Annotated in this window: 21 protein-coding genes; 7 read left to right on the forward strand and 14 right to left on the reverse strand. The window is 66.1% G+C overall.

Annotated features, from left to right (window positions below; translation table 11 throughout):
* From cysD to RVU70_RS04670, 6 genes are read right to left on the reverse strand one after another with little or no spacing between them, the layout of a single operon-like run.
* A complete protein-coding gene (gene cysD / locus RVU70_RS04645; RefSeq protein ID WP_363349910.1) occupies positions 1-918 on the reverse strand; it encodes a sulfate adenylyltransferase subunit CysD in 918 nt (305 codons plus the stop codon).
* Positions 915-1,673, reverse strand: coding sequence for a phosphoadenylyl-sulfate reductase (locus RVU70_RS04650; protein WP_363349911.1), 759 nt, complete (start codon positions 1,671-1,673; stop codon positions 915-917). The genes cysD and RVU70_RS04650 overlap by 4 nt, the downstream gene beginning before the upstream one ends.
* The gene (locus RVU70_RS04655) at positions 1,670-2,176 is read right to left on the reverse strand and encodes a DUF934 domain-containing protein (protein ID WP_363349912.1); all 507 of its coding nucleotides are present in this window, start codon (positions 2,174-2,176) and stop codon (positions 1,670-1,672) included. The genes RVU70_RS04650 and RVU70_RS04655 overlap by 4 nt, the downstream gene beginning before the upstream one ends.
* Complete coding sequence (locus RVU70_RS04660) at positions 2,160-3,881, reverse strand: nitrite/sulfite reductase (protein WP_363351219.1); 1,722 nt, start codon at positions 3,879-3,881, stop codon at positions 2,160-2,162. The genes RVU70_RS04655 and RVU70_RS04660 overlap by 17 nt, the downstream gene beginning before the upstream one ends.
* Positions 3,881-4,195 carry a DUF2849 domain-containing protein gene (locus RVU70_RS04665; RefSeq protein WP_363349913.1) on the reverse strand — a complete coding sequence of 105 codons (315 nt, stop codon included), beginning with the start codon at positions 4,193-4,195 and terminating at the stop codon, positions 3,881-3,883. Before RVU70_RS04665 ends, RVU70_RS04660 begins: the two co-directional genes overlap by 1 nt.
* A complete protein-coding gene (locus RVU70_RS04670) occupies positions 4,195-4,563 on the reverse strand; it encodes a 2Fe-2S iron-sulfur cluster-binding protein (RefSeq protein ID WP_363349914.1) in 369 nt (122 codons plus the stop codon). Before RVU70_RS04670 ends, RVU70_RS04665 begins: the two co-directional genes overlap by 1 nt.
* Before the next feature lie 247 nt (positions 4,564-4,810).
* Between RVU70_RS04670 and RVU70_RS04675 the strand changes: the two genes are divergently transcribed.
* The 3 genes from RVU70_RS04675 to RVU70_RS04685 are packed head-to-tail and all read left to right on the forward strand — an operon-like array spanning position 4,811 to position 7,467.
* A complete protein-coding gene (locus RVU70_RS04675) occupies positions 4,811-5,659 on the forward strand; it encodes a hypothetical protein (RefSeq protein WP_363349915.1) in 849 nt (282 codons plus the stop codon).
* A 35-nt stretch (positions 5,660-5,694) separates the two neighbouring features.
* On the forward strand, positions 5,695-6,408 hold the full coding sequence (locus RVU70_RS04680) for a hypothetical protein (protein WP_363349916.1): 714 nt from the start codon (positions 5,695-5,697) through the stop codon (positions 6,406-6,408).
* A gap of 9 nt (positions 6,409-6,417) precedes the next feature.
* Entirely contained in the window at positions 6,418-7,467 is a 1,050-nt protein-coding gene (locus tag RVU70_RS04685; RefSeq protein WP_363351221.1) for an aldo/keto reductase, read from the forward strand.
* A 153-nt stretch (positions 7,468-7,620) separates the two neighbouring features.
* Here the strand turns inward: RVU70_RS04685 and RVU70_RS04690 are convergent, their stop codons facing one another.
* The gene (locus tag RVU70_RS04690; protein WP_363349917.1) at positions 7,621-8,262 is read right to left on the reverse strand and encodes a YqgE/AlgH family protein; all 642 of its coding nucleotides are present in this window, start codon (positions 8,260-8,262) and stop codon (positions 7,621-7,623) included.
* A 77-nt stretch (positions 8,263-8,339) separates the two neighbouring features.
* Here RVU70_RS04690 and RVU70_RS04695 point away from each other — a divergent pair, with 77 nt between their 5' ends.
* Positions 8,340-9,158: a protein-disulfide reductase DsbD domain-containing protein gene (locus tag RVU70_RS04695; RefSeq protein WP_363349918.1), complete on the forward strand. Its 819-nt coding sequence runs from the start codon at positions 8,340-8,342 to the stop codon at positions 9,156-9,158.
* Complete coding sequence (locus tag RVU70_RS04700; protein WP_363349919.1) at positions 9,155-9,358, forward strand: hypothetical protein; 204 nt, start codon at positions 9,155-9,157, stop codon at positions 9,356-9,358. The genes RVU70_RS04695 and RVU70_RS04700 overlap by 4 nt, the downstream gene beginning before the upstream one ends.
* A 237-nt stretch (positions 9,359-9,595) precedes the next feature.
* Here the strand turns inward: RVU70_RS04700 and RVU70_RS04705 are convergent, their stop codons facing one another.
* The 7 genes from RVU70_RS04705 to RVU70_RS04735 all read right to left on the reverse strand — a co-directional run bounded on the left by RVU70_RS04705 (position 9,596) and on the right by RVU70_RS04735 (position 15,428).
* Positions 9,596-10,897, reverse strand: coding sequence for a glycosyltransferase family 2 protein (locus tag RVU70_RS04705; protein ID WP_405044873.1), 1,302 nt, complete (start codon positions 10,895-10,897; stop codon positions 9,596-9,598).
* Between the two features lie 7 nt (positions 10,898-10,904).
* Positions 10,905-12,065, reverse strand: a complete 1,161-nt coding sequence (locus RVU70_RS04710) for a glycosyltransferase (protein WP_363349921.1) — start codon at positions 12,063-12,065, stop codon at positions 10,905-10,907.
* Positions 12,062-12,856 carry an SDR family NAD(P)-dependent oxidoreductase gene (locus tag RVU70_RS04715; RefSeq protein WP_363349922.1) on the reverse strand — a complete coding sequence of 265 codons (795 nt, stop codon included), beginning with the start codon at positions 12,854-12,856 and terminating at the stop codon, positions 12,062-12,064. Before RVU70_RS04715 ends, RVU70_RS04710 begins: the two co-directional genes overlap by 4 nt.
* A gap of 280 nt (positions 12,857-13,136) precedes the next feature.
* A complete protein-coding gene (locus RVU70_RS04720) occupies positions 13,137-13,541 on the reverse strand; it encodes a MaoC/PaaZ C-terminal domain-containing protein (protein WP_363349923.1) in 405 nt (134 codons plus the stop codon).
* Positions 13,538-13,927 carry a hypothetical protein gene (locus RVU70_RS04725; protein WP_363349924.1) on the reverse strand — a complete coding sequence of 130 codons (390 nt, stop codon included), beginning with the start codon at positions 13,925-13,927 and terminating at the stop codon, positions 13,538-13,540. The genes RVU70_RS04720 and RVU70_RS04725 overlap by 4 nt, the downstream gene beginning before the upstream one ends.
* Positions 13,920-15,152 carry a beta-ketoacyl-[acyl-carrier-protein] synthase family protein gene (locus RVU70_RS04730; protein WP_363349925.1) on the reverse strand — a complete coding sequence of 411 codons (1,233 nt, stop codon included), beginning with the start codon at positions 15,150-15,152 and terminating at the stop codon, positions 13,920-13,922. The genes RVU70_RS04725 and RVU70_RS04730 overlap by 8 nt, the downstream gene beginning before the upstream one ends.
* On the reverse strand, positions 15,153-15,428 hold the full coding sequence (locus RVU70_RS04735) for a phosphopantetheine-binding protein (RefSeq protein WP_363349926.1): 276 nt from the start codon (positions 15,426-15,428) through the stop codon (positions 15,153-15,155).
* A gap of 242 nt (positions 15,429-15,670) precedes the next feature.
* Between RVU70_RS04735 and RVU70_RS04740 the strand changes: the two genes are divergently transcribed.
* Both RVU70_RS04740 and RVU70_RS04745 read left to right on the forward strand, forming a co-directional pair.
* Positions 15,671-17,554, forward strand: coding sequence for a methylmalonyl-CoA mutase family protein (locus RVU70_RS04740; RefSeq protein WP_405044845.1), 1,884 nt, complete (start codon positions 15,671-15,673; stop codon positions 17,552-17,554).
* Positions 17,551-18,015 (forward strand): hypothetical protein, encoded by a 465-nt coding sequence (locus RVU70_RS04745; protein WP_363349927.1) that lies wholly within the window; start codon positions 17,551-17,553, stop codon positions 18,013-18,015. The genes RVU70_RS04740 and RVU70_RS04745 overlap by 4 nt, the downstream gene beginning before the upstream one ends.
* The last annotated feature ends 10 nt before the right edge of the window (positions 18,016-18,025 follow it).

Below are 18,025 nucleotides of genomic sequence, written 5' to 3' on the forward strand. Positions count from 1 at the left end.
TCAGAAATACCCTTCCTGCTTTTTCTGTTCCATCGAGCTCGAGCCGTCATGGTCGATGAGGCGGCCCTGCCGCTCGGAGGAGCGGCTCTCGCGCATTTCGGTGATGATTTCGTCGAGCGTCTCCGCCTCGCTCTCAATGCCGCCGGTCAGGGGATAGCAACCTAGGGTGCGAAAACGCACTTTCTTGTGCTCCACGACCTCGCTCGGCTCGAGCTGCAGGCGGTCGTCTTCGACCATGATCAGCGTGCCGCTCCGGCGCACGACGGGCCGTTCCTTGGCGAAATAGAGCGGCACGACGGGGATGTTCTCGCGCGCGATATAGTCCCAGATGTCCGCTTCCGTCCAATTCGACATGGGGAAAATGCGCAGGCTTTCGCCCGGCGCCTTGCGCGTATTGTAGAGACGCCAGAATTCCGGGCGCTGGTTCTTTGGATCCCAGCGATGCTGCGCTGTGCGGAAGGACAGCACGCGCTCCTTGGCGCGCGATTTTTCCTCGTCACGGCGCGCGCCGCCAAAGGCCGCGTCGAATTTATATTTGTCGAGCGCCTGCTTCAGCGCCTCGGTCTTCATGATCTCGGTATGAAGCTTCGAGCCATGAACGAAGGGGCTGATGTTCATCTCAATCCCCCTGGGATTGATGTATTCGATAAGCTCGAGGCCCCACTCTTTCGCGATGCGGTCGCGAAAGTCGATCATCTCCCTGAACTTCCATGTCGTGTTGATATGCATCAACGGGAAGGGCGGCTTCGACGGGTAGAAGGCCTTCATGGCGACATGCAGCATCGCCATGGAATCCTTGCCGACCGAGAACAACATCACGGGCCGTTCGCATTCGGCGACAGCCTCGCGCATGATGTGAATGCTTTCCGCTTCGAGCCGGTCGAGATGGCCGAGCGAGCGTGTGGGCAGCGCCGTCATTGGAACGCCTCCGGCGATTTCGGGGCCGAGCCGCGGCGCAGAACTCCGTCTTCGCCGACATGCAGGCCGCATTCCTTCTTGTCGTCCTGCTCCCACCACCAGCGGCCGGCGCGTTCGTCCTCGCCGGGCTTGACGGCGCGCGTGCAGGGCGCGCAGCCAATGGAGAGAAAGCCATGTGCGTGCAGCGCGTTCACAGGGATGGAGAACTCTTCCGTCGCGGCGGCGATGGCGTCGCGCGTGTAATCGAGAACCGGGTTGATCTTGATCGTCCTGTAGTTTGTGTCGAAAGCGATCATGGCGACGTCGGCCCGCGCCGCCGACTGATCGGCCCGCAGACCGGTGATCCAGCCGGAAACGCCATGGAGAAGCCGGCCGAGCGGCTCGACCTTGCGCACATGGCAGCAGGCCTTGCGCGCCTCGACGGATTTGTAGAATCCGTTGACGCCCTGTTCCTCGACGAGCTTTTCGAGCGGCTCGGTCGGCGGATAGGCGGCGCGGATGCGGCGGGCGTAGCGCGCCTCCGTGTCTTCCCAAAGCGCATAGGTTTCGGGAAAGAGGCGGCCCGTGTCGATCGTCGCGACGTCGATGTCGAGACCCTGGGTGAAGATGGAATGGGTAATGAACTGATCCTCTATGCCGAAACTCGTCGTGAAGACGATGCGGCCAGGGATGAGTTCGCGCACGAGCTGCAGCCGGTGATCGAGATCGAGCGGCAGCAGCCGCGGCGCGAGAATCTCGGGAATGGAGGCCGTCATTGCGCCGCCGCCTTTCGCCGCGCGTCGAGAATGGAGCCCGGCGCGACATAGCCGCGCTGATAGGTGCGGGCGTGCGCGTCGCGCGCGGCGCGCCATTGCGTCTCGTCCTGCCGCGCCTCGATGTCGTCGGGGATTTCCACCGTGTCGAAGCCACAGCCGAGCGCATGGGCATATTGATCAGCGAGCAGTCGCCCGCTCGCGCGCAATTCGCCCGCAAAACCGGCGCGACGCAGAAGGCGCGCCAGCGAAAAGCCGCGCCCGTCGGCAAAGGCCGGGAAAACGATCGAAACGAGGCCCAGTTTCGGCAGCGCGTCGGCGAGCGCCGCGGGGTCCGTCGTGTTGGGCGCGATGACGCCCAGATCGACGCCGGGTCCGTGAACCTCGATCGCATGGTCGAGCCGCGCGAGCGACACGATGACCTTGCCGCTCTTGGGCAGCGCCTCCTCCTCGGCGAGTCGGCGCCAGACGTCGTCGATGAAGCGGCCGTCAGATATCAGCGCCATCCTCGCCCTCCCGTCTCAGCACGTCCTTGAAGCGCGCATGGCCGATGCGCCGCCAGGTTTCGATGAAAGTCTCGCCTTCGTGGCGCTCGGCCAGATAGAAATCGACGAGATGCTCGATCACGTCGGGCGCCTGCTCGGCCGTCACGCCGGGGCCGAGAATTTCGCCGATCGACGCCGAAAAGGTCGGATCGCCGCCCAGCGTGATCTGGTAGGATTCCTGGCCCTTCTTTTCGAGGCCGAGAATGCCGATCGCGCCGACGTGATGATGGCCGCAGGCGTTGATGCAGCCGGAGATCTTGATCCCGAGCTTGCCGATGCGGCGCTGGCGAGAGAGATCCGAGAAGCGCTTCGAGATGGCCTGTGCGATCGGTATCGAGCGCGCCGTCGCCAGCGAGCAGTAATCGAGGCCGGGGCAGGAGATGATGTCGGAGACGAGCCCGGCGTTGGCCGTGGCGAGGCCGGCGGCGTCGAGCAGTTTCCAAAGGTCGAAGAGATCGTCCTGCTTCACATGCGGCAGGATGATGTTCTGCTCATGAGAGACGCGCAATTCGCCGAAGCCGAAACGCTCGCTCGCCTCGGCGAGCGCGCGCATCTGCGCCGATGTGGCGTCGCCGGGAATCCCGCCGATAGGCTTCAGCGACACGGTGACGACGGCGTAGCCTGGAATCTTGTGGGGCGCGACATTCACCTCGACGAAATTGCCGAAGGCGGGATGCTCGACGCGGGCGGCGCGCAGCTTCTGCGAGTCAGCCGGCAGCGTCTCATAGGGCGGCGGCGCGAAAAACGCGGCGATGCGGTCGAATTCTGCAGGATCGTAGGCGAAGACGGAACGGTCCATCGCCGCGAATTCGGCCTCGACGGCCGCGCGCACCTCGTCGATCCCCTTTTCGTGCACGAGGATCTTGATGCGCGCCTTGTATTTGTTGTCGCGACGGCCGAAGCGGTTATAGACGCGCATGATGGCTTCGAGATAGGCGAGGAGATCGGCGCGCGGCGCGAAGTCGCGAATAACCTTGCCGATGAAGGGCGACCGTCCGAGGCCGCCGCCGACGACCACCTTATAGCCGATCTCGCCCGCGTCGTTCTTCACGATCGCCAGGCCGATGTCGTGAACCATGATCGCGGCGCGATCCTGCGCCGCGCCGGTGACGGCGATCTTGAATTTGCGCGGGAGGAACGAAAACTCCGGATGCGCGCTCGACCACTGGCGCAGGAATTCGGCTGTCGGGCGCGGGTCTTCGATTTCATCCGGGGCGACGCCCGAGAAATGATCGGCGGTCACATTGCGGATGCAATTGCCGGAGGTCTGGATCGCGTGCATCTCGACCTCGGCGAGCGCCTCGAGGATATCGGGCGTGTCGACGAGCTTCGGCCAATTGTACTGGAGATTCTGGCGAGTCGTGAAATGGCCGTAGCCGCGGTCATATTTGTCCGCGATATCGGCGAGGCGGCGCATCTGCAGCGCCGTCAGCGTGCCATAGGGAATGGCGACGCGCAGCATATAGGCGTGGAGCTGAAGGTAGAGGCCGTTCATCAGACGGAACGGACGGAACTCGTCTTCCGTCAACTTGCCTTCGAGGCGCCGGCGCACCTGCTCGCGAAATTCCGCGACGCGCTCGCGCACGAAAGCGGCGTCAAAAGCGTCGTAGCGATAGGTCGTGACCGGCGCATTGGGCCGGGCGAGACTGGGATCATGTGCGGTCATCATGCGCCTCCCGCCGCCTGCTTGCCGAGATCGAGGCGCACGCTCGGTCCCTTGACCCGCATTTTTTCTCGGTAATGGAGCGGCGCCGGAACGCCGTCCGCGCCAACGGCGACGTCGGCGAGATAAACGTCGACGACGCGATTGGCGGCGATCTCCGCTTTTCCGAAGGCCTCCAGCGCCGCCGCCTCGTCCTTGTCGTGCGCGACGCGCGCTTTGACGTGATCGCGCTCCCAGCCCGAGGGCCCGAGAAACACCACCTCCCCGTCGGTGAGATTGGACGCCAGTAAAATCTGTGGATGTTTGAGCGCCGGCATCACGTCTCCTGCGCCAGTTTGAGCGACAGCCCCGTCATCTCGTCCGACCAGATGATCTGGCAGCTCAGGCGAGAATTTTCGTAAAGCATCGGCAATTCGTCGAGCTTTTCCAGCTCGTCCTCGCGCGGCGGCGGCACGCGGGCGGCGGAAACGGCGTCGAGCACGACGTGACATTCGGCGCAAGCGAGCGCGCCGCCGCAGGTGTTCTCCATACCGATGCCGTAATCGCGGAGGATTTCCATAAGTCTCCAGCCTTCAACGGCCGCGAGCTCATGAACGACGCCATTGCGGTCCTCGACGCGCAGAAACGGCGTCTCGGGCTCCAGCGGCGCAGCGCGCGTGTCGACAATGTCCAATGCAATACTCATGCGCTCGTTTTTCGATTTGCGGAAACGACGCCGCCCTCGGCTGTGGCGTTCTGTATTTCGAACGGTTAGATACCTTAAATCGCCCGGAAGTCAATTCACTTTCAAAATTCGCCCTATCATTTATTTCACATCCATTACCAGTGTAATAGGCCTGGGAAAGCTGGGGCATGACAAGCAAGGTTAAAATATGTTTGCTAAGAATCAGGGGTCCACGAGCGGCCGACGCTCAAGCGCCACAGGAGACCGCATGGTAAAAAAACCAATAAAACCCGCAAAACAAACGCCGTCTCCGAAGCCGGAGCCGGAGCCGCGGCGTGAGCCCGCGCCCAAGGCGGCCGCCGCGAAGGCCCCCGTCGCCGATGTCCGGCCGGCGGTGATTGTCGTGGGCGCGGACAAGGGCGGCGTCGGCAAGACGACGATCGCGCGGGCCATCCTCGACTTTCTGTCGCTCAACGATATCGAGGCCCGCGCCTTCGACACGGAGACGCCGCGCGGCACGCTTCACCGGTTCCATCCGGACGAGACCATGATCGTCGATCTGACCTCGACGGCCGATCAGATGAAGATCATCGATACGCTGAACTCGGCGCAAGCAAAGGTGAGCGTCATCGACGTGCGCGCCGGCGGGCTGAGCCCCGCGCTCGAGGCCCTGGACGAAATCGGCTTTTTCGACGCGGTGAAGGCGGGCGAATTCCGTTTCATCCTGCTGCATGTCATCGGCCCGTCGATCGCCTCGCTCGACGAGATCGCGGAGATCGCGCCCTATATGACGGACGCGAATTATTTCATGGTGAAAAACCATGTGAACGACACGACCTTCTTCGAATGGGACCCGCAGACCCATGCGCGCTACTTCGAGGAAGTGACCACGACGGGCGAAATCACCATCCCCAAGCTCGGCGAACTCGCCTATGAGCAGGTCGAGCTGGCGGGAGCGCCCTATTCGGTCTTCATCGCCAATCAGACGGCGGATGGCGAGCCCGCGGATCACTCTTTCGTCCTGCGCGGTTATGTCCGCACCTGGCTCGCTCGGGTCGCGGATGAATTCGAGCGGGTCGGCCTTCTCGACCTCATCAACGGGGCAGCCAAGGCGTAAGGCGAAGGCGGCGCCGCCTCGTCCGCGAGGGTCATATGAGTCGCCGCACGCTCGTCTACTTTGTCTGTTCGCCCCATTCGCGCACTGGCGTTACAACCACCGCGCGCCTGCTGACCGACTACTACCTTTCGCGCGGCGTTCCGGTCGACGGTTTCGACACGGACGCCCGCGAACCGTCCTATGCCCAACGCTTTCCCGAGCTGTCGCGGATCGTCGACATTTACGACGTACGCGGCCAGATCGCGCTTTTCGACCAGTTGCTGATCGCTGACGAACGGCCGAAAATCGTCGACGTCTGGAGCCGCTCCTTCGATCGTCTCTTCGCCACCATCGCGGAAATCGGCTTTCTGGAGGAGGCGGCGCGCAGCGCGGTCATGCCCATTGTTCTCTTCCAGGCCGACATGTCGCAGATGGCGGCGAACAATTGCCGCCTCCTCACTACGACCTGGCCGGACCTGTGGGTGAGCGTCGTCCACAACGAGGGCGCCTCGCCGCTGGGCTTCGACGCGCGCGAGACGCTCGCCAGCTATCGGGCGCGCGGCAGGCTGGTCATTCCCAAGCTCGAGCGGCCGATCGTGAGGTTTCTCGACAATCCCGAGTTCTCGCTGTCCAACTTCCTGCGTGAACCGCCTGCGGCCATGTCGCTCGTCGTGCGGGCGGCGATCCGGAACTGGCTCCTCCCGACTTTCACCCAGCTTCACAGCTTCGAGCTGCGGCTCGCGCTGCAATCGAGTCAATTTTTACGTTAGGTTGAGATGATGGATTACCGAAAACTCGGACGCACCGATCTCTCCGTTTCGGCGATTTGCCTCGGCTCCATGACCTGGGGTCAGCAGAATACGGAGAAGGAAGGGCATGAGCAGCTCGACTACGCCTTTGCGCAAGGGGTCAATTTCGTCGACACAGCGGAAATCTATTCGATCCCGCCGCGACCCGAGACGCAGGGATCGACCGAACGCATCATCGGCTCCTGGCTCGCGGCGCGAAAGAACCGCGACAAGGTGATCATCGCGACGAAAGTCGCCGGCCGAGGCGACGCAAGCTGGTTGCGCGACGACGGCGCCAAGTCCGTCCTCGACCGCCAGAACATTCATTTCGCCATCGAGCGCTCGCTGGAGCGCCTGCAGACCGACTACGTCGATCTTTATCAGTTGCACTGGCCCGACCGCTCCCTGCCGCTGTGGGGCGCTGGCGGCACGACCTATCGGCGCCCGTCCAGCCGGGCCGAGGTCCCGATCGAGGAAACGCTCGCGGCGCTCGATGAACTGGTGAAGGCCGGCAAGGTCCGCCATATCGGCCTCTCCAATGAAACGCCCTGGGGCGTCGCGCGCTTTCTGCGCGCCGCCGAGCTTGGACACGGCCCCCGCGTCGTTTCGATCCAGAACGCCTATAACCTGCTCAACCGCACCTTCGAGATGGGGCTCGCGGAATTTTCCGAGCGCGAACAGGTCGGGCTGCTCGCCTATTCGCCGCTCGCGCAAGGTTATCTCACCGGGAAATATCAGGGCGGCGCCCGCCCGCCCGGCGCGCGCACGACGCTCTTCGAACGCGCCCAGCGCTATGAAAAGCCGGGGGTGGCGGCGGCGATCGACGCCTATCTCGCGCTCGCCCGCGACCTCGGGGCCGATCCGGCGCAACTCGCGATCGCCTATGTGACGTCGCGGCCCTTCGTGACGTCGAACATCATCGGGGCCACAACGATGGCGCAGCTTAGAACAGATCTGGACTCGATGCGGCTCTCGATCACGCCCGAGATAGAGAAACGTATCGACGCGATTCACCAGCTGCACAGCAATCCGGCGCCGTGAGGGTCCGGCTAATGGTCCCAGATTGCCCGGCGCGAGGCCGGGCAAGGCGCTGAAAAGGGCGCGTCCCGCCAGCCGTCATGGCCGGCTTGTCCAAGCTCTCCGCGCCGAAAGGCGAAAGCGGTCTCGCAAGGAGAAGGAGAAGGCTGGGGCCGCCTAAGCGTGACCCGCGCTCGACGACAGCCGCTCCAGATCGACGCCCATGGACCGCAGCGCGCGCGTGTATTTGCTGGGAAGATCCCGGTCGAACAGCAGCGCCGGATCGGCAGGGCAGTGCAGCCAGCCGTTGCGCTGGATTTCGTCTTCGAGCTGGCCGGCGTCCCAGCCAGCGTAACCCAGCGCCAACAGCGCCCGATTCGGCCCCTCTCCGGCGGCGATGGCGCGCAGAATGTCGACCGTGGCGGTGAGCGACACGCCGTCGTCGATGGGGAGCGTGGAATTATCGAGGAAGAAGTCGGGCGTATGCAGCACGAAGCCGCGATCCGTCTGAACCGGCCCGCCGGACAGCACCTGGATCTCTTCCGCGCCGCGCGGCAGGCTGATGCGCTCCTGCGGGGCGATCACCTGAAGCTGCACCAGCAATTCCGGGAAGTTCTTCACCCGCGACGGCTGATTGACGACAATGCCCATCGCGCCGTCTTCCGAATGCGCGCAGAGATAAATGACCGAGCGCGCGAAGCGCTCGTCCGCCATCCCGGGCATGGCGACCAAAAGCTGTCCGTCAAGAAACCGGCGCCCGCCGCTCTCCACGAATCGTTCCGGTCTCGCCGCTTCTTGCTTCCTGTGCAGTCCGCTCATAGGGTCATGCTACGCCCGCAACGCCCCCTTAACAAGCGGCGTGAAAGAAGATCGGGTCCAATCAATCGTCAAAGACCATGCCCAATCTTACGCTCAAGTCCGTCCGCGGCGCCGTTCCCGCCGCTTTCATCGCCCTCGCCGCCTTGGCCGTCGGCCCGGCCCGCGCCGCCGACTCCGACTTTGCGACGGCCCCCGCGAAAGGAACCATCTCCGCCGTCCGCCTGCTCTCGGCCGGCCCGATACAGGGCGGCGCCTATCGCGCCGGCGTCGAAATCGCTCTCGCGCCCAAGACGGTCACCTATTGGCGTCAGCCGGGCGAGGCCGGCACGCCGCCGGTTTTCGATTTCTCGAAATCGACGAATGTTGCAAAAATCGAAACCGCTTTCCCCGCGCCGAAACATATCGACGAAGCGGGCTCGGTCGTCGCCGGCTATGACGAGACCGTCGTCTTTCCGCTGACAATCACCCCGAAGAACCCAAAGGCGCCGGTGACGCTCGCCATGAGGCTCGACTACGCCGCCTGCGGCAAAATCTGCTTGCCGGCGAAGGCGGAGCTGTCCCTCGCTCTGCCGCAGTCCGGCGCCTCGCCTTTCGCCGCGACGATCGCGGCCGCGGAAAAGCGCGTGCCGGCCAAGATCGGCGCCGCCGAGGCCGGGAAGCGGCTCTCGATCAGCAAGGCCGCCGACGGCGCCTGGCGGCTGAGCGTCGCGGGTCCCGGCAAGGCGCAGGACGTTTTTGCGGAGGTTCAGGAGCCGCTCTTCATCGAGAGCAAGTCCGACGGCTCAGCGTTCTTGTTGACGCTGTTCTCAGCCGGCCAAAATCCGAAAGGCGCGGACGCGACAGTGACCGTGGTGACCGACAAGGGCGCTTTCGAGGCCCCCGCGCGCCTCGAGTGAAACCCCGCTTTCAGGGGCATTTCTCCGCTGCGACGGCGGTGCGGATGATGATCGTGGTGAAACCCGACCGCCGGGCCTCGACGACGATGGGGCGCGCCAGCCCCGCGATCCAGTCGAACGTCCGCTGCGGGACAATCGCCGCCGTCACGGCGCCGGCGGAAGGCCATGGCTGCGTCTTGGTCGCGGCGGCGTCGGCGTAGATGCGGAAAAACTCCTTCGAGTCCTCTTTGTTGCTTTGTTGCGCAGCAGAATATACGGACGGTCCGATTGGTGGCCGGGCTCGTCATAGAAAGAGAACCCTCTCTGTTCGGCGCAGCCGACGATCATCAGCGGCCCCTCCGCGCGCACTGGGAGGCCGTAAAGGCCGGCAAGGCTCGCCAGACCCAAGACGGTCCAGATTCGCCCATTCGCGCTCGGCCGCATGCCGGCGTCTCCCGTTACTCCGCCTCGACCTCCACGGTCGCCGCGTCGGCCGTCGCCGTCTCCTGCTTGGGCGTGCGCTTGAAGGTCGATTTGCGACCCCGCAGCGTCTGCAGGATCTTCGCGCCATTGGCGAAGGCGAGATAGATGAACAGCGGCGGCACCGAGCCCACGGTCTTGGCGTAATCGGCCACCGTGCCGCGTTTCAGCGCAAGGTAGGGGGCGAGCGTAATGCCGAGCGCCACCAGCAGCGTCATCACGCCGACGAGTTCGAGAAGCCCCAAATAAGGCTCGAACGAGCCGTGCAACAGCGCCCCGACGACGAAGGCGATGAGCCCGATCGCCGCCGCCGGGAAGAAAATCTGGTGCGCGATGAGCGAAATCGCCATCACCCGCTTGGCGAGCGGCCAGGGGGCCTCCCAGATCGGCAGGATCGTCTTCTGCGCGACCTGAACGAAGCCGTTGGACCAGCGCCGCTGCTGCCGGCGGAAGTCGCGGATGCCGTCCGGCACCTGTCCGGGGATCGGCGGCTCGGAGACGAAGAGGCCGCGCCAGCCTTTAAGTTCTGCGCGCACGGTCAGGTCGAGGTCCTCGCACAGCGAATAATCGGACCAGCCGCCGGCGTCCTCGATCGTGGCGCGCCGCCAGATTCCGCCCGTGCCGTTGAACTGGAACAGCCAGCCGGCAAGCGCGCGGGAGCGCTGCTCGACCATGTAATGGCCGTCCTGGATCAGGCCCTGCGCCCGCGTGAGCCAATTGGTCTCATAATTTTGGAATTCGCAGCGCGACTGAACGAAGCCGGCGCGCGGGTCGGTGAGGAACAGCGGCACGGTCCGCTTGAGCCAATCCGCCGGGGGACGGAAATCCGCGTCCAGCATGGCGATGAAGGGTTCATCGGTCAGGGTCAGCCCGTGGGCGCAGGCCCCGGCCTTGAAGCCCGAGCGATCGGTGCGCCGCACATGGTCGATAACCGTCCCATCGGCGCGCAATTCCTCCGCGACGGCCGCGGCGCGCGCGGTCGTCTCGTCGGTCGAATCGTCGAGAAGCTGGATTCGCAACTTATCCTTCGGCCAGTCGAGTTGGGCGACGCAGCGCAAGGATTGCTCGGTGACAAGCGGCTCGTTGAAAACGGGGATCTGCAACAGAACATGCGGCAAATCCGTGTCCGCAACCGCCGGCGCCTGCGGGTCGCGCGCGCCGCGCAGCCAATCGTAGAGGAACCGGCCGATGACCACGAGATAGCCGACGCCGATGGCGACCAGGATCAAGACGCAGAAATAGGCGACCGCGTCGACCAGGAACTGGAGGAGTCCGAGCAGCAAAAGGTTATCCTTCTTCTTGCGCGGGAGGCGCCGGCGGCGCCGCGACGCGCGCGTGGACCTTGTCCCTCGCCCAGACCACCCGGTCGGTCATCCAGGCGTTCACCCAGACCGCGAGCATCATTGCCTCACGGACGATAAAAACCGCTGGCGCCGCTAGAGATAACTGCCATCCTTTGGCCATGGAAAGCAATGTCTCGAGGGCAAACCACGCCAGAAAGGTGGCGACGACGCCCGCGGCAGGCGGCGCGCCAATCAGCGGCGCCGCCAGCCCTCCTGCCATAACCGCCGGAAAAGCTTGGCAAATCGGCTCCAGCAGGAAGGACAGCAACTCGTCGTTGCGGCGAATCACGCTCCAGCGCACTTGTCTGTGATAAACGTCCGCGAAGGCGCGCGCGCCGAGCTCCTGGCGCACCGGCCAGTGCGAAAAAACCGGCCGCTTGCCGATTCGGCGTATCGCCTTGGCGAGCGCATTGTCCTCGCCGACAGTGTGCGAGATTGCGTCGAAACCGCCTGCCCGCAGAAAATCCGAACGCCGAAACAGCATGATCTTGCCCACGCCGTGCCCCTGTCCGAGGCAGGAGGCGAGGAACAGCATGCGCGCATGCGGGCCGTTGATGATCGCCGCCTCGACATGGGCGGGGAAATTGTCGAGCTTGGCGCAATAGGGAATGGCGCAGACGAGGCCAACCTCCGCGGTCAGCTGGCGGATGTGCTCGGCCAAGGCCTCGGGCTCGAGCATCACATTGGCGTCCTTCATGAGGATCACGTCGTGAGCGGCCTGCATGAAGGGCGCGTAGAGATTATCGACCTTGGGGCTCGCGGCGAAACGCGCGGTGGAAAGCAGCACGCGCGCCGGCCGTTCGGGGTGGCGGGCGAAAATCTCCCGCATTTTTCTCACGGCCGGGGACTCCCCCTCGGTCGAGGAGACGGTTACGTCGAACGCCGGGTAGAGCTGCGCGAAGGCCGACTCCTGCGTGCGCTCGAAACCGTCCTCGAGAAGCTTGACCGGCAGCACGATCGAAACCGGCGGCTGGTCGCGCCGCGCCGCGCGGCGCGCGGCGATGCGCGGCTGCAGGATTGTGCCCACGACCGAAATCACAAGAAGCGCCATCGCCGCCAGCCAATAGAGGGCGGCGGCCCATGTCAGGATGACGGCAGGATTCACGTTCCCTCGCCGCGCTCGAGAGATTCGGGCACCTCGACATGGAAACGCCGCATGACCCCGTCGACCAGCGCCGGCGGCAGCAGGCTGAAGAAGCGCATGGCGACATACATGTAGCCGGGGAAGGCGATGACCGGGCGGCGCCGGTCGAGGCCCCGCTTGATGATCTCGGCCGCCCTCGCGTCCGAAATGGCCCCTGGCTGCCATGATTTGGTGCGCGCCGACATGGGCGTCTCGACGAAGCCCGGCACGATGAGGCTCACTTTGACGCCATGCGGCGCAAGCCGGCCGCGCAGGCAGTCGGCCCACATGTGCACGCTGGCCTTGGCGGCGCAATAGGCGGGCGAATAGGGCAGGCTCCGCACGCCCGCCATGGAGCCGACAATCGCGATCTGGCCCCCGCCGCGCCCGCACATCGCCGGGATCGCCGGCTCGACCGTATTGAAGACGCCGTTGACGTTGATCGCCATCATGGCGCGAACCGCGTCGGGCGTCTCGAGCACCTGCCCCGGCGACAGGCCCGTCGCCACCCCGGCGTTGGCCACGAGAATGTCGAGCGGCCGCGCCGCATGGGCCGCTTCGACCAGCCGCGCCATCGCCGCGCGGTCGCGCACGTCCGCGACGCGGGCCTCGACCTCGGCGGCGCCGGCGGCGCGGCAGGCCTCGGCCGCCGCCTCGAGCCGCGCCGCGTCGCGGCCGAGCAGGAAAAGGCTCGCGCCGTCTTTCGCATAAGCGAGCGCCAGAGCGCGGCCGATGCCCGACGAGGCGCCGGTGATGAGCAGGCGCTGCGTCACCGGAAACCCTCTTGCCGGCCGGGGCGAGAGGGGCCGAAAGCCTCGCCGCAAAACCGTCCGCGCGGCTTTGTCGACATCGCTGGCGCCGGCTTATCCCTCCCCTTTACGGGGAGGGTGGCCCCGCGCAGCGGGGTCGGGTGGGGTAAGGCCGCAACGACAGTCGTGGCGGCTTGAACCCCACCCGTCGCGCTTCGCGCGCCACCCTCCCCGTAAGGGAGAGGGATTGGAGCGGCGAAACAATCAATCCCCTTGGAGCGTGGACGAGATCCACCTGCCGCCGTCATGTCGGCGTCTCCCGCCGCAGCGTCGCCTCGCCAATAATCCCCGGCGTGCGCGAGGCGCCATGAGCGAAGAGGCGGACGAAAATCTCGTCGCGCGACGCGCGCAGCACCCGGCCGGAGAGCGTCACCGTCTCGCCGCGCAGGATCGGCTGAATGAACTTCGCCGAGAGCCCGACCAGCTGCAAATCCCCGCGCCAGTTTTTCAGCATCGGTTCGAAAGCGGCGAGGAGCTTCATGCCATGCACCGGCGGCGCGGCGAGGCCGATCTTCGCCGCGAGCGCGTCGTCGAGATGCAGCGGATTGTCGTCGCCCGAGACGTCCGCATAGCGCGTCAGGGCCGCGGCGTCGAAGGGGCCGATGACGCTTTCAGGCAGCTTGTCGCCAACGGCGATCTCGCCGCTCATGCCGCGCCCCCGAAACTCGCCTGCGGCACGAGACGCAGCATTGTCTCGCTCTTGGCGATGGCGACGCCCTCGACGGCGATCGTCGCGTCGAGGATCAGGCGCGGCGGCGTCTCATCGCGGCGCAGGGCGACCGTCACGTCATAATCGACCCCGGCGCGGAGCGGGGCCGCGAAGGAAAAGCTCTGCGACTCGTGCACCGGCACGACGCGCTCCGCGGCGCACAACGCGCGCACCGGATCGAACAGCCTGGGATCGGCGATCCAGATGGCGGGATAGGACAGCGGCACGCTTGCGCCGTCGTCGCCGATCTCGCGCGCAAAGGCGGCTGCACGCTCCGGGTCGACCCGGAAACGGAAAGGTCCGAGGATCGATTGCGCCTCAGGCATGCCGCACCACAAGAACGGCGTTGATGCCGCCAAAGGCGAAGGAATTGGACATCGCCGCGTCGATCTTGTGCGCTCGCGCCGCATTCGGCACGGCGTCGATGGGGCAGCTCGAATCGAATTCGAGGAAATTGATGGTCGGCGGGACGGTTTGGGCGCGCAGCGCCTCGATGGTGATCGCAAGCTCCAGCCCGCCGCTCGCGCCCAGCGCATGGCCGTGGATCGGCTTGGTGGACGAAACCGGCACGTCGCGCCCGTAATCGCCGAAGACGCGCAGGATCGCCTCCGACTCGGTGATGTCATTGGCGTGGGTCGCGGTGCCATGCGCGTTGACGTAATGCACGTCGCGCGGCGCGAGCCCGGCGTCCTCCAGCGCCAGCGCAATGCAGCTCGACGCCCCGTCGAGGTCCGGCCGCACCGGGTCCTTGGCGTCGCTCGTCGTGGCGTAGCCGGCGAGTTCGCAGAGCGGCGCATGGCCCCTGGCGCGCGCCGCCTCCGCCGTCTCCAGCACGAAGACGGCGCCGCCCTCGCCCAGCGACATGCCGTTGCGGCCCTTGGAGAAGGGGCGGCAGAGATTGGGCGTCATCACCCGCAGGCCCTCCCAGGCGCGGATCGTCGCGTTGATCACGCAGGCCTCGGCGCCGCCGACGATGGCCCTGTCGACCATGCCGGCCCGGATCATCTGCAGGCCGATCCCCACCGACTGGCTCGCCGACGAGCAGGCGCTGCCGACGGCGAATGTCGGACCCAGCGCCGAAAAGCGCGCGCTGATCGTCGTCGGCATGGCGCTGGGGATGAGCTTGGGCACGCTCAGCGTGTCGGGCCGCGTGCGCTCGACGTAGTATTTGTAGATGCCGTCCTCGATGGTCGTCATCCCGCCGATGCCCGTGCCCATGATGACGGCGGTGCGCGGCCCGGCGACGTCGGCGCGGCTGAGCCCCGCCTGCGCCATCGCCTCGTCCGCCGCGACCACCGCGAATTGCGTAAAGGGGTCGCAGAAAGGCAGGACGGCAGGCTCGATGTAGGCGGCGGGATCGAAATCCGGCACTTGCGCGGCGATCTTGATGCGCCCGTCATAGGGGCGCTCCGTCTTGAGGGGACGGATTTGCGAGACGCCGTCGCGCGCGGCTTCCCACAGCCTGCGCGCGCCGACGCCCGAGGCGCAGACGGCGCCCATGCCCGAGACGACGACCCTGCGTCCTCGGTCTCCCCCGCGCGAAGCCGGCATTTACTGGGTCTCGCGCTCTTTCTGAATGTGCTGGGCGATGGCGTCGATGAGGCTTTCGACGGTCTTCGCCTCCTGCAACGATCCATCCATCGGAATGTAGACGTTGAACTTCTCCTCGAGCGCCGTGAGGATCATGACGATGTCGACGGACTTGAGGTCCAGACTCTCGATCGTCGCATCGGGCGTGACCTTGCTGCGGTCGACCATGCCCTCGGAGGCGATGACTTCGATGATGTCTTCCTTCAGCTTGGAAAGGTCTTGGGGCTGATCGGTCACGAAATGGCTCCGTTTGGGTCTCACGGTCCCGCGAAAGAGCAAGGTCCTTCGCGCGGCGCTTTTTCAAGCTTTGCGCCGCGCGCGGCGCATTGACGCAGGCAGGCGGTCCTCGCGCCCCCCGCCTGGCGCGCGGGTGCGCCTTGGTTACGGGTTTTGGGCGCGAAAATAAAGCCCGGCCCGGGCCCTGCGGCGGCGGGCCGCTTCCCCCAGCGGGCGCTTCGTGGCAAAAGGCCCCGCAAAACATGAGGGGTCAGCACGACATGAGCGCCAATGAGACAGCCATTGCCGGGGTTTTTCCACAGCCGACCGAGGAGCAGTGGCGCAAACTCGTCGACAAGGCCCTGAAAGGCGGCTCCTTCGACGCGCTCATCTCGAAGACCTATGACGGCGCGGCCCTCGCCCCGCTCTACCCCCGCGCCAGGGACGCCGGGCCGCGGGCGCTGCGCCGCACGCCGGGCCGCTGGTCGATCCTCGGGCGCGTCGACCTCGCCGACGCCGAGGCCGCCAACAAGCTTGCGCTCGAAGATCTCGAAGGCGGCGCCGACGGCCTTCATATCGTTTTCGCCGGATCGCAGGGCGCCTATGGGGCGGGCCTGACGAGCGACGGCGACGCTACGATCGCGCATCTCCTCGAGAACGTTCGCCTCGATTACGGCATCCCCCTGCTCGTCGAAGCCTCCCCGCGCGCGCCGAACGCCGCGGCGGCGATCATGCGCTACGTCGACAGCCATCACATCGAGCCGTCGATCACGCGCATCTCCTTCGGCCTCGATCCGCTCGGCCTGCAGGCGCTGCACGGCTTTGCGCCGGCCCCCTGGGCGCAAGGCGCGAAGAGCTTCGCCGAGGCGGTGAAGACGATCGCCAAAGCCGGCTTCGGGGCGGGCGTGGCGGTCGCCGACGCGCGCGTGATCCACGCCGCAGGCGGTTCGGAGACGCAGGAGCTCGCCTTCGCCCTTGCCGCCGGCGTCGCCTATCTGCGCGCGCTGACCGACAATGGCCTCGACGTCGAGACGGCGCGGTCGCTCATCGCGCTGCGCTTGGCGGCCGACGCCGACGAATTTCTCGGCGTCGCCAAGTTCCGCGCCGCGCGCCGCCTCTGGGCCCGCGTCGAGGAAGCCTGCGGACTTTCTCCCAAGCCCGTCCTGATCTTCGCCGAAACCGCCTGGCGGAATATGTCGCGCCGCGACCCCTGGAACAACATCTTGCGCGGCACGCTCGCGACCTTCTCGGCGGCGGTTGGCGGCGCGGACACGATCACCGTCCTGCCCTTCACCCAGGCTTCCGGCGTCGCCGACGGCTTCGCCCGCCGCCTCGCCCGCGACACGCAGCTCGTCTTGCAGGACGAGTCCCATATCGACGTCGTCGACGACCCGACGAGCGGGGCGGGCGGCTTCGAGTCCCTGACGGAGGAGCTCTGCGCGCGCGCCTGGGCCGCCTTCCAGGAGATCGAGGCCGACGGCGGCCTGCCGGCGGCGCTCGAAAAGGGGACCTTCCAGGGCCGCGTGGCGGCGACCGCCGGCGAACGCGCCAAGCGAGCGGCCCGCGCGAAAGAAAAGGTGATCGGGGCCAACGAGTTCCCCGACATTCACGAAAAGCCGCTCGACGTCCTCGCGCCCTTCGACGCGTCACGCCAGTCGGCCGATGCGCCCGCCGGCGCGATCAAGACCACGCCGCTGCCGCCCCACCGCCTTTCTCAGCCCTTCGAGCGGCTGCGCGACGAGTCCGACGCCTGCGCCCAGAAAAGCGGCAGTCGGCCGAAAATCTTCCTTGCCAATCTCGGCACGGTCGCAGCTTTCACGGCGCGCGCCAACTTCGCCAAGAACTTCTTCGAAGCGGGCGGAATCGAAGCCGTTTTCGGCCCCGAGACGGAGTCGACCGCGGATTTGACGGCCGCTTTCCGGGCGTCTGGCGCAAAACTCGCTTGCCTGTGCGCGTCGGATCGGATTTATGCAGATGCTGCGTCGCCGGCCGCGCTTGCGCTGAAAGGCGCCGGCGCCAAGCTCTATTCCGCCGGGCGGCCGGGCGAGTTGGAGGAGACGCTGCGCAACGCGGGCGTCACTGAATTCATCTACGTCGGCTGCGACATGTATGACGTGCTGCAGCGCGCGCTGGAGGAGGCCAAATGAGATTTTTTGTCGTGGCCGTGGCGGCGTCCCTCGCGGCGGGCGGCGCCCTGGCGAAGCCCCACACGCATCGCAAGCCGGCCGCGCCCGCGGCGGCGACGGGACCAACCGATCCCAATGGCTCCTGGAGCATCGAGGCGACCACGACCGTCGGCGAGTGTCCGACGCTGATCCCCTCGGATTTGACCGTCGCCGACAACAGGATTGCGGAATCGACGGGCTCCCGCGTCGCAAGCTGGGGCTATGTCGACGAGACCGGCAATATCGTCGCGCGCTTCACCGGCGAAGGCCAGCACGTCGTGCGTTTCCACGGCTTGTTGAAGGGCGCCAGAGGCTCGGGCGCCTGGTCCTCCTCGACCGACATGTGCGGCGGCGTGTGGCGCGCCGAGCGGCAGAAATCGGCGCTTTCCTCCCCGGTCGCCAGCTTGCCCGACGAGGCGGCGGAGGCGGCTCGTCAACGCTGAGCCGCGCGCA

This window comes from Methylocystis echinoides (assembly GCF_040687965.1).
In the GTDB taxonomy this organism is placed as follows: Bacteria; Pseudomonadota; Alphaproteobacteria; order Rhizobiales; family Beijerinckiaceae; genus Methylocystis; species Methylocystis echinoides_A.

Excerpts from the sequence above, each read along its gene's own strand:
- RVU70_RS04730 (WP_363349925.1), bottom strand. The coding sequence starts at position 15,152 with ATGCCGGCTTCGCGCGGGGGAGACCGAGGACGCAGGGTCGTCGTCTCG.
- RVU70_RS04665 (WP_363349913.1), bottom strand. The coding sequence starts at position 4,195 with ATGCCGGCGCTCAAACATCCACAGATTTTACTGGCGTCCAATCTCACC.
- RVU70_RS04670 (WP_363349914.1), bottom strand. The coding sequence starts at position 4,563 with ATGAGTATTGCATTGGACATTGTCGACACGCGCGCTGCGCCGCTGGAG.
- RVU70_RS04655 (WP_363349912.1), bottom strand. The coding sequence starts at position 2,176 with ATGGCGCTGATATCTGACGGCCGCTTCATCGACGACGTCTGGCGCCGA.
- RVU70_RS04690 (WP_363349917.1), bottom strand. The coding sequence starts at position 8,262 with ATGAGCGGACTGCACAGGAAGCAAGAAGCGGCGAGACCGGAACGATTC.
- RVU70_RS04745 (WP_363349927.1), top strand. The coding sequence starts at position 17,551 with ATGAGATTTTTTGTCGTGGCCGTGGCGGCGTCCCTCGCGGCGGGCGGC.
- cysD (WP_363349910.1), bottom strand. The coding sequence starts at position 918 with ATGACGGCGCTGCCCACACGCTCGCTCGGCCATCTCGACCGGCTCGAA.
- RVU70_RS04660 (WP_363351219.1), bottom strand. The coding sequence starts at position 3,881 with ATGACCGCACATGATCCCAGTCTCGCCCGGCCCAATGCGCCGGTCACG.
- RVU70_RS04685 (WP_363351221.1), top strand. The coding sequence starts at position 6,418 with ATGGATTACCGAAAACTCGGACGCACCGATCTCTCCGTTTCGGCGATT.
- RVU70_RS04725 (WP_363349924.1), bottom strand. The coding sequence starts at position 13,927 with ATGCCTGAGGCGCAATCGATCCTCGGACCTTTCCGTTTCCGGGTCGAC.
- RVU70_RS04680 (WP_363349916.1), top strand. The coding sequence starts at position 5,695 with ATGAGTCGCCGCACGCTCGTCTACTTTGTCTGTTCGCCCCATTCGCGC.
- RVU70_RS04740 (WP_405044845.1), top strand. The coding sequence starts at position 15,671 with ATGAGGGGTCAGCACGACATGAGCGCCAATGAGACAGCCATTGCCGGG.
- RVU70_RS04675 (WP_363349915.1), top strand. The coding sequence starts at position 4,811 with ATGGTAAAAAAACCAATAAAACCCGCAAAACAAACGCCGTCTCCGAAG.
- RVU70_RS04695 (WP_363349918.1), top strand. The coding sequence starts at position 8,340 with ATGCCCAATCTTACGCTCAAGTCCGTCCGCGGCGCCGTTCCCGCCGCT.
- RVU70_RS04650 (WP_363349911.1), bottom strand. The coding sequence starts at position 1,673 with ATGACGGCCTCCATTCCCGAGATTCTCGCGCCGCGGCTGCTGCCGCTC.
- RVU70_RS04720 (WP_363349923.1), bottom strand. The coding sequence starts at position 13,541 with ATGAGCGGCGAGATCGCCGTTGGCGACAAGCTGCCTGAAAGCGTCATC.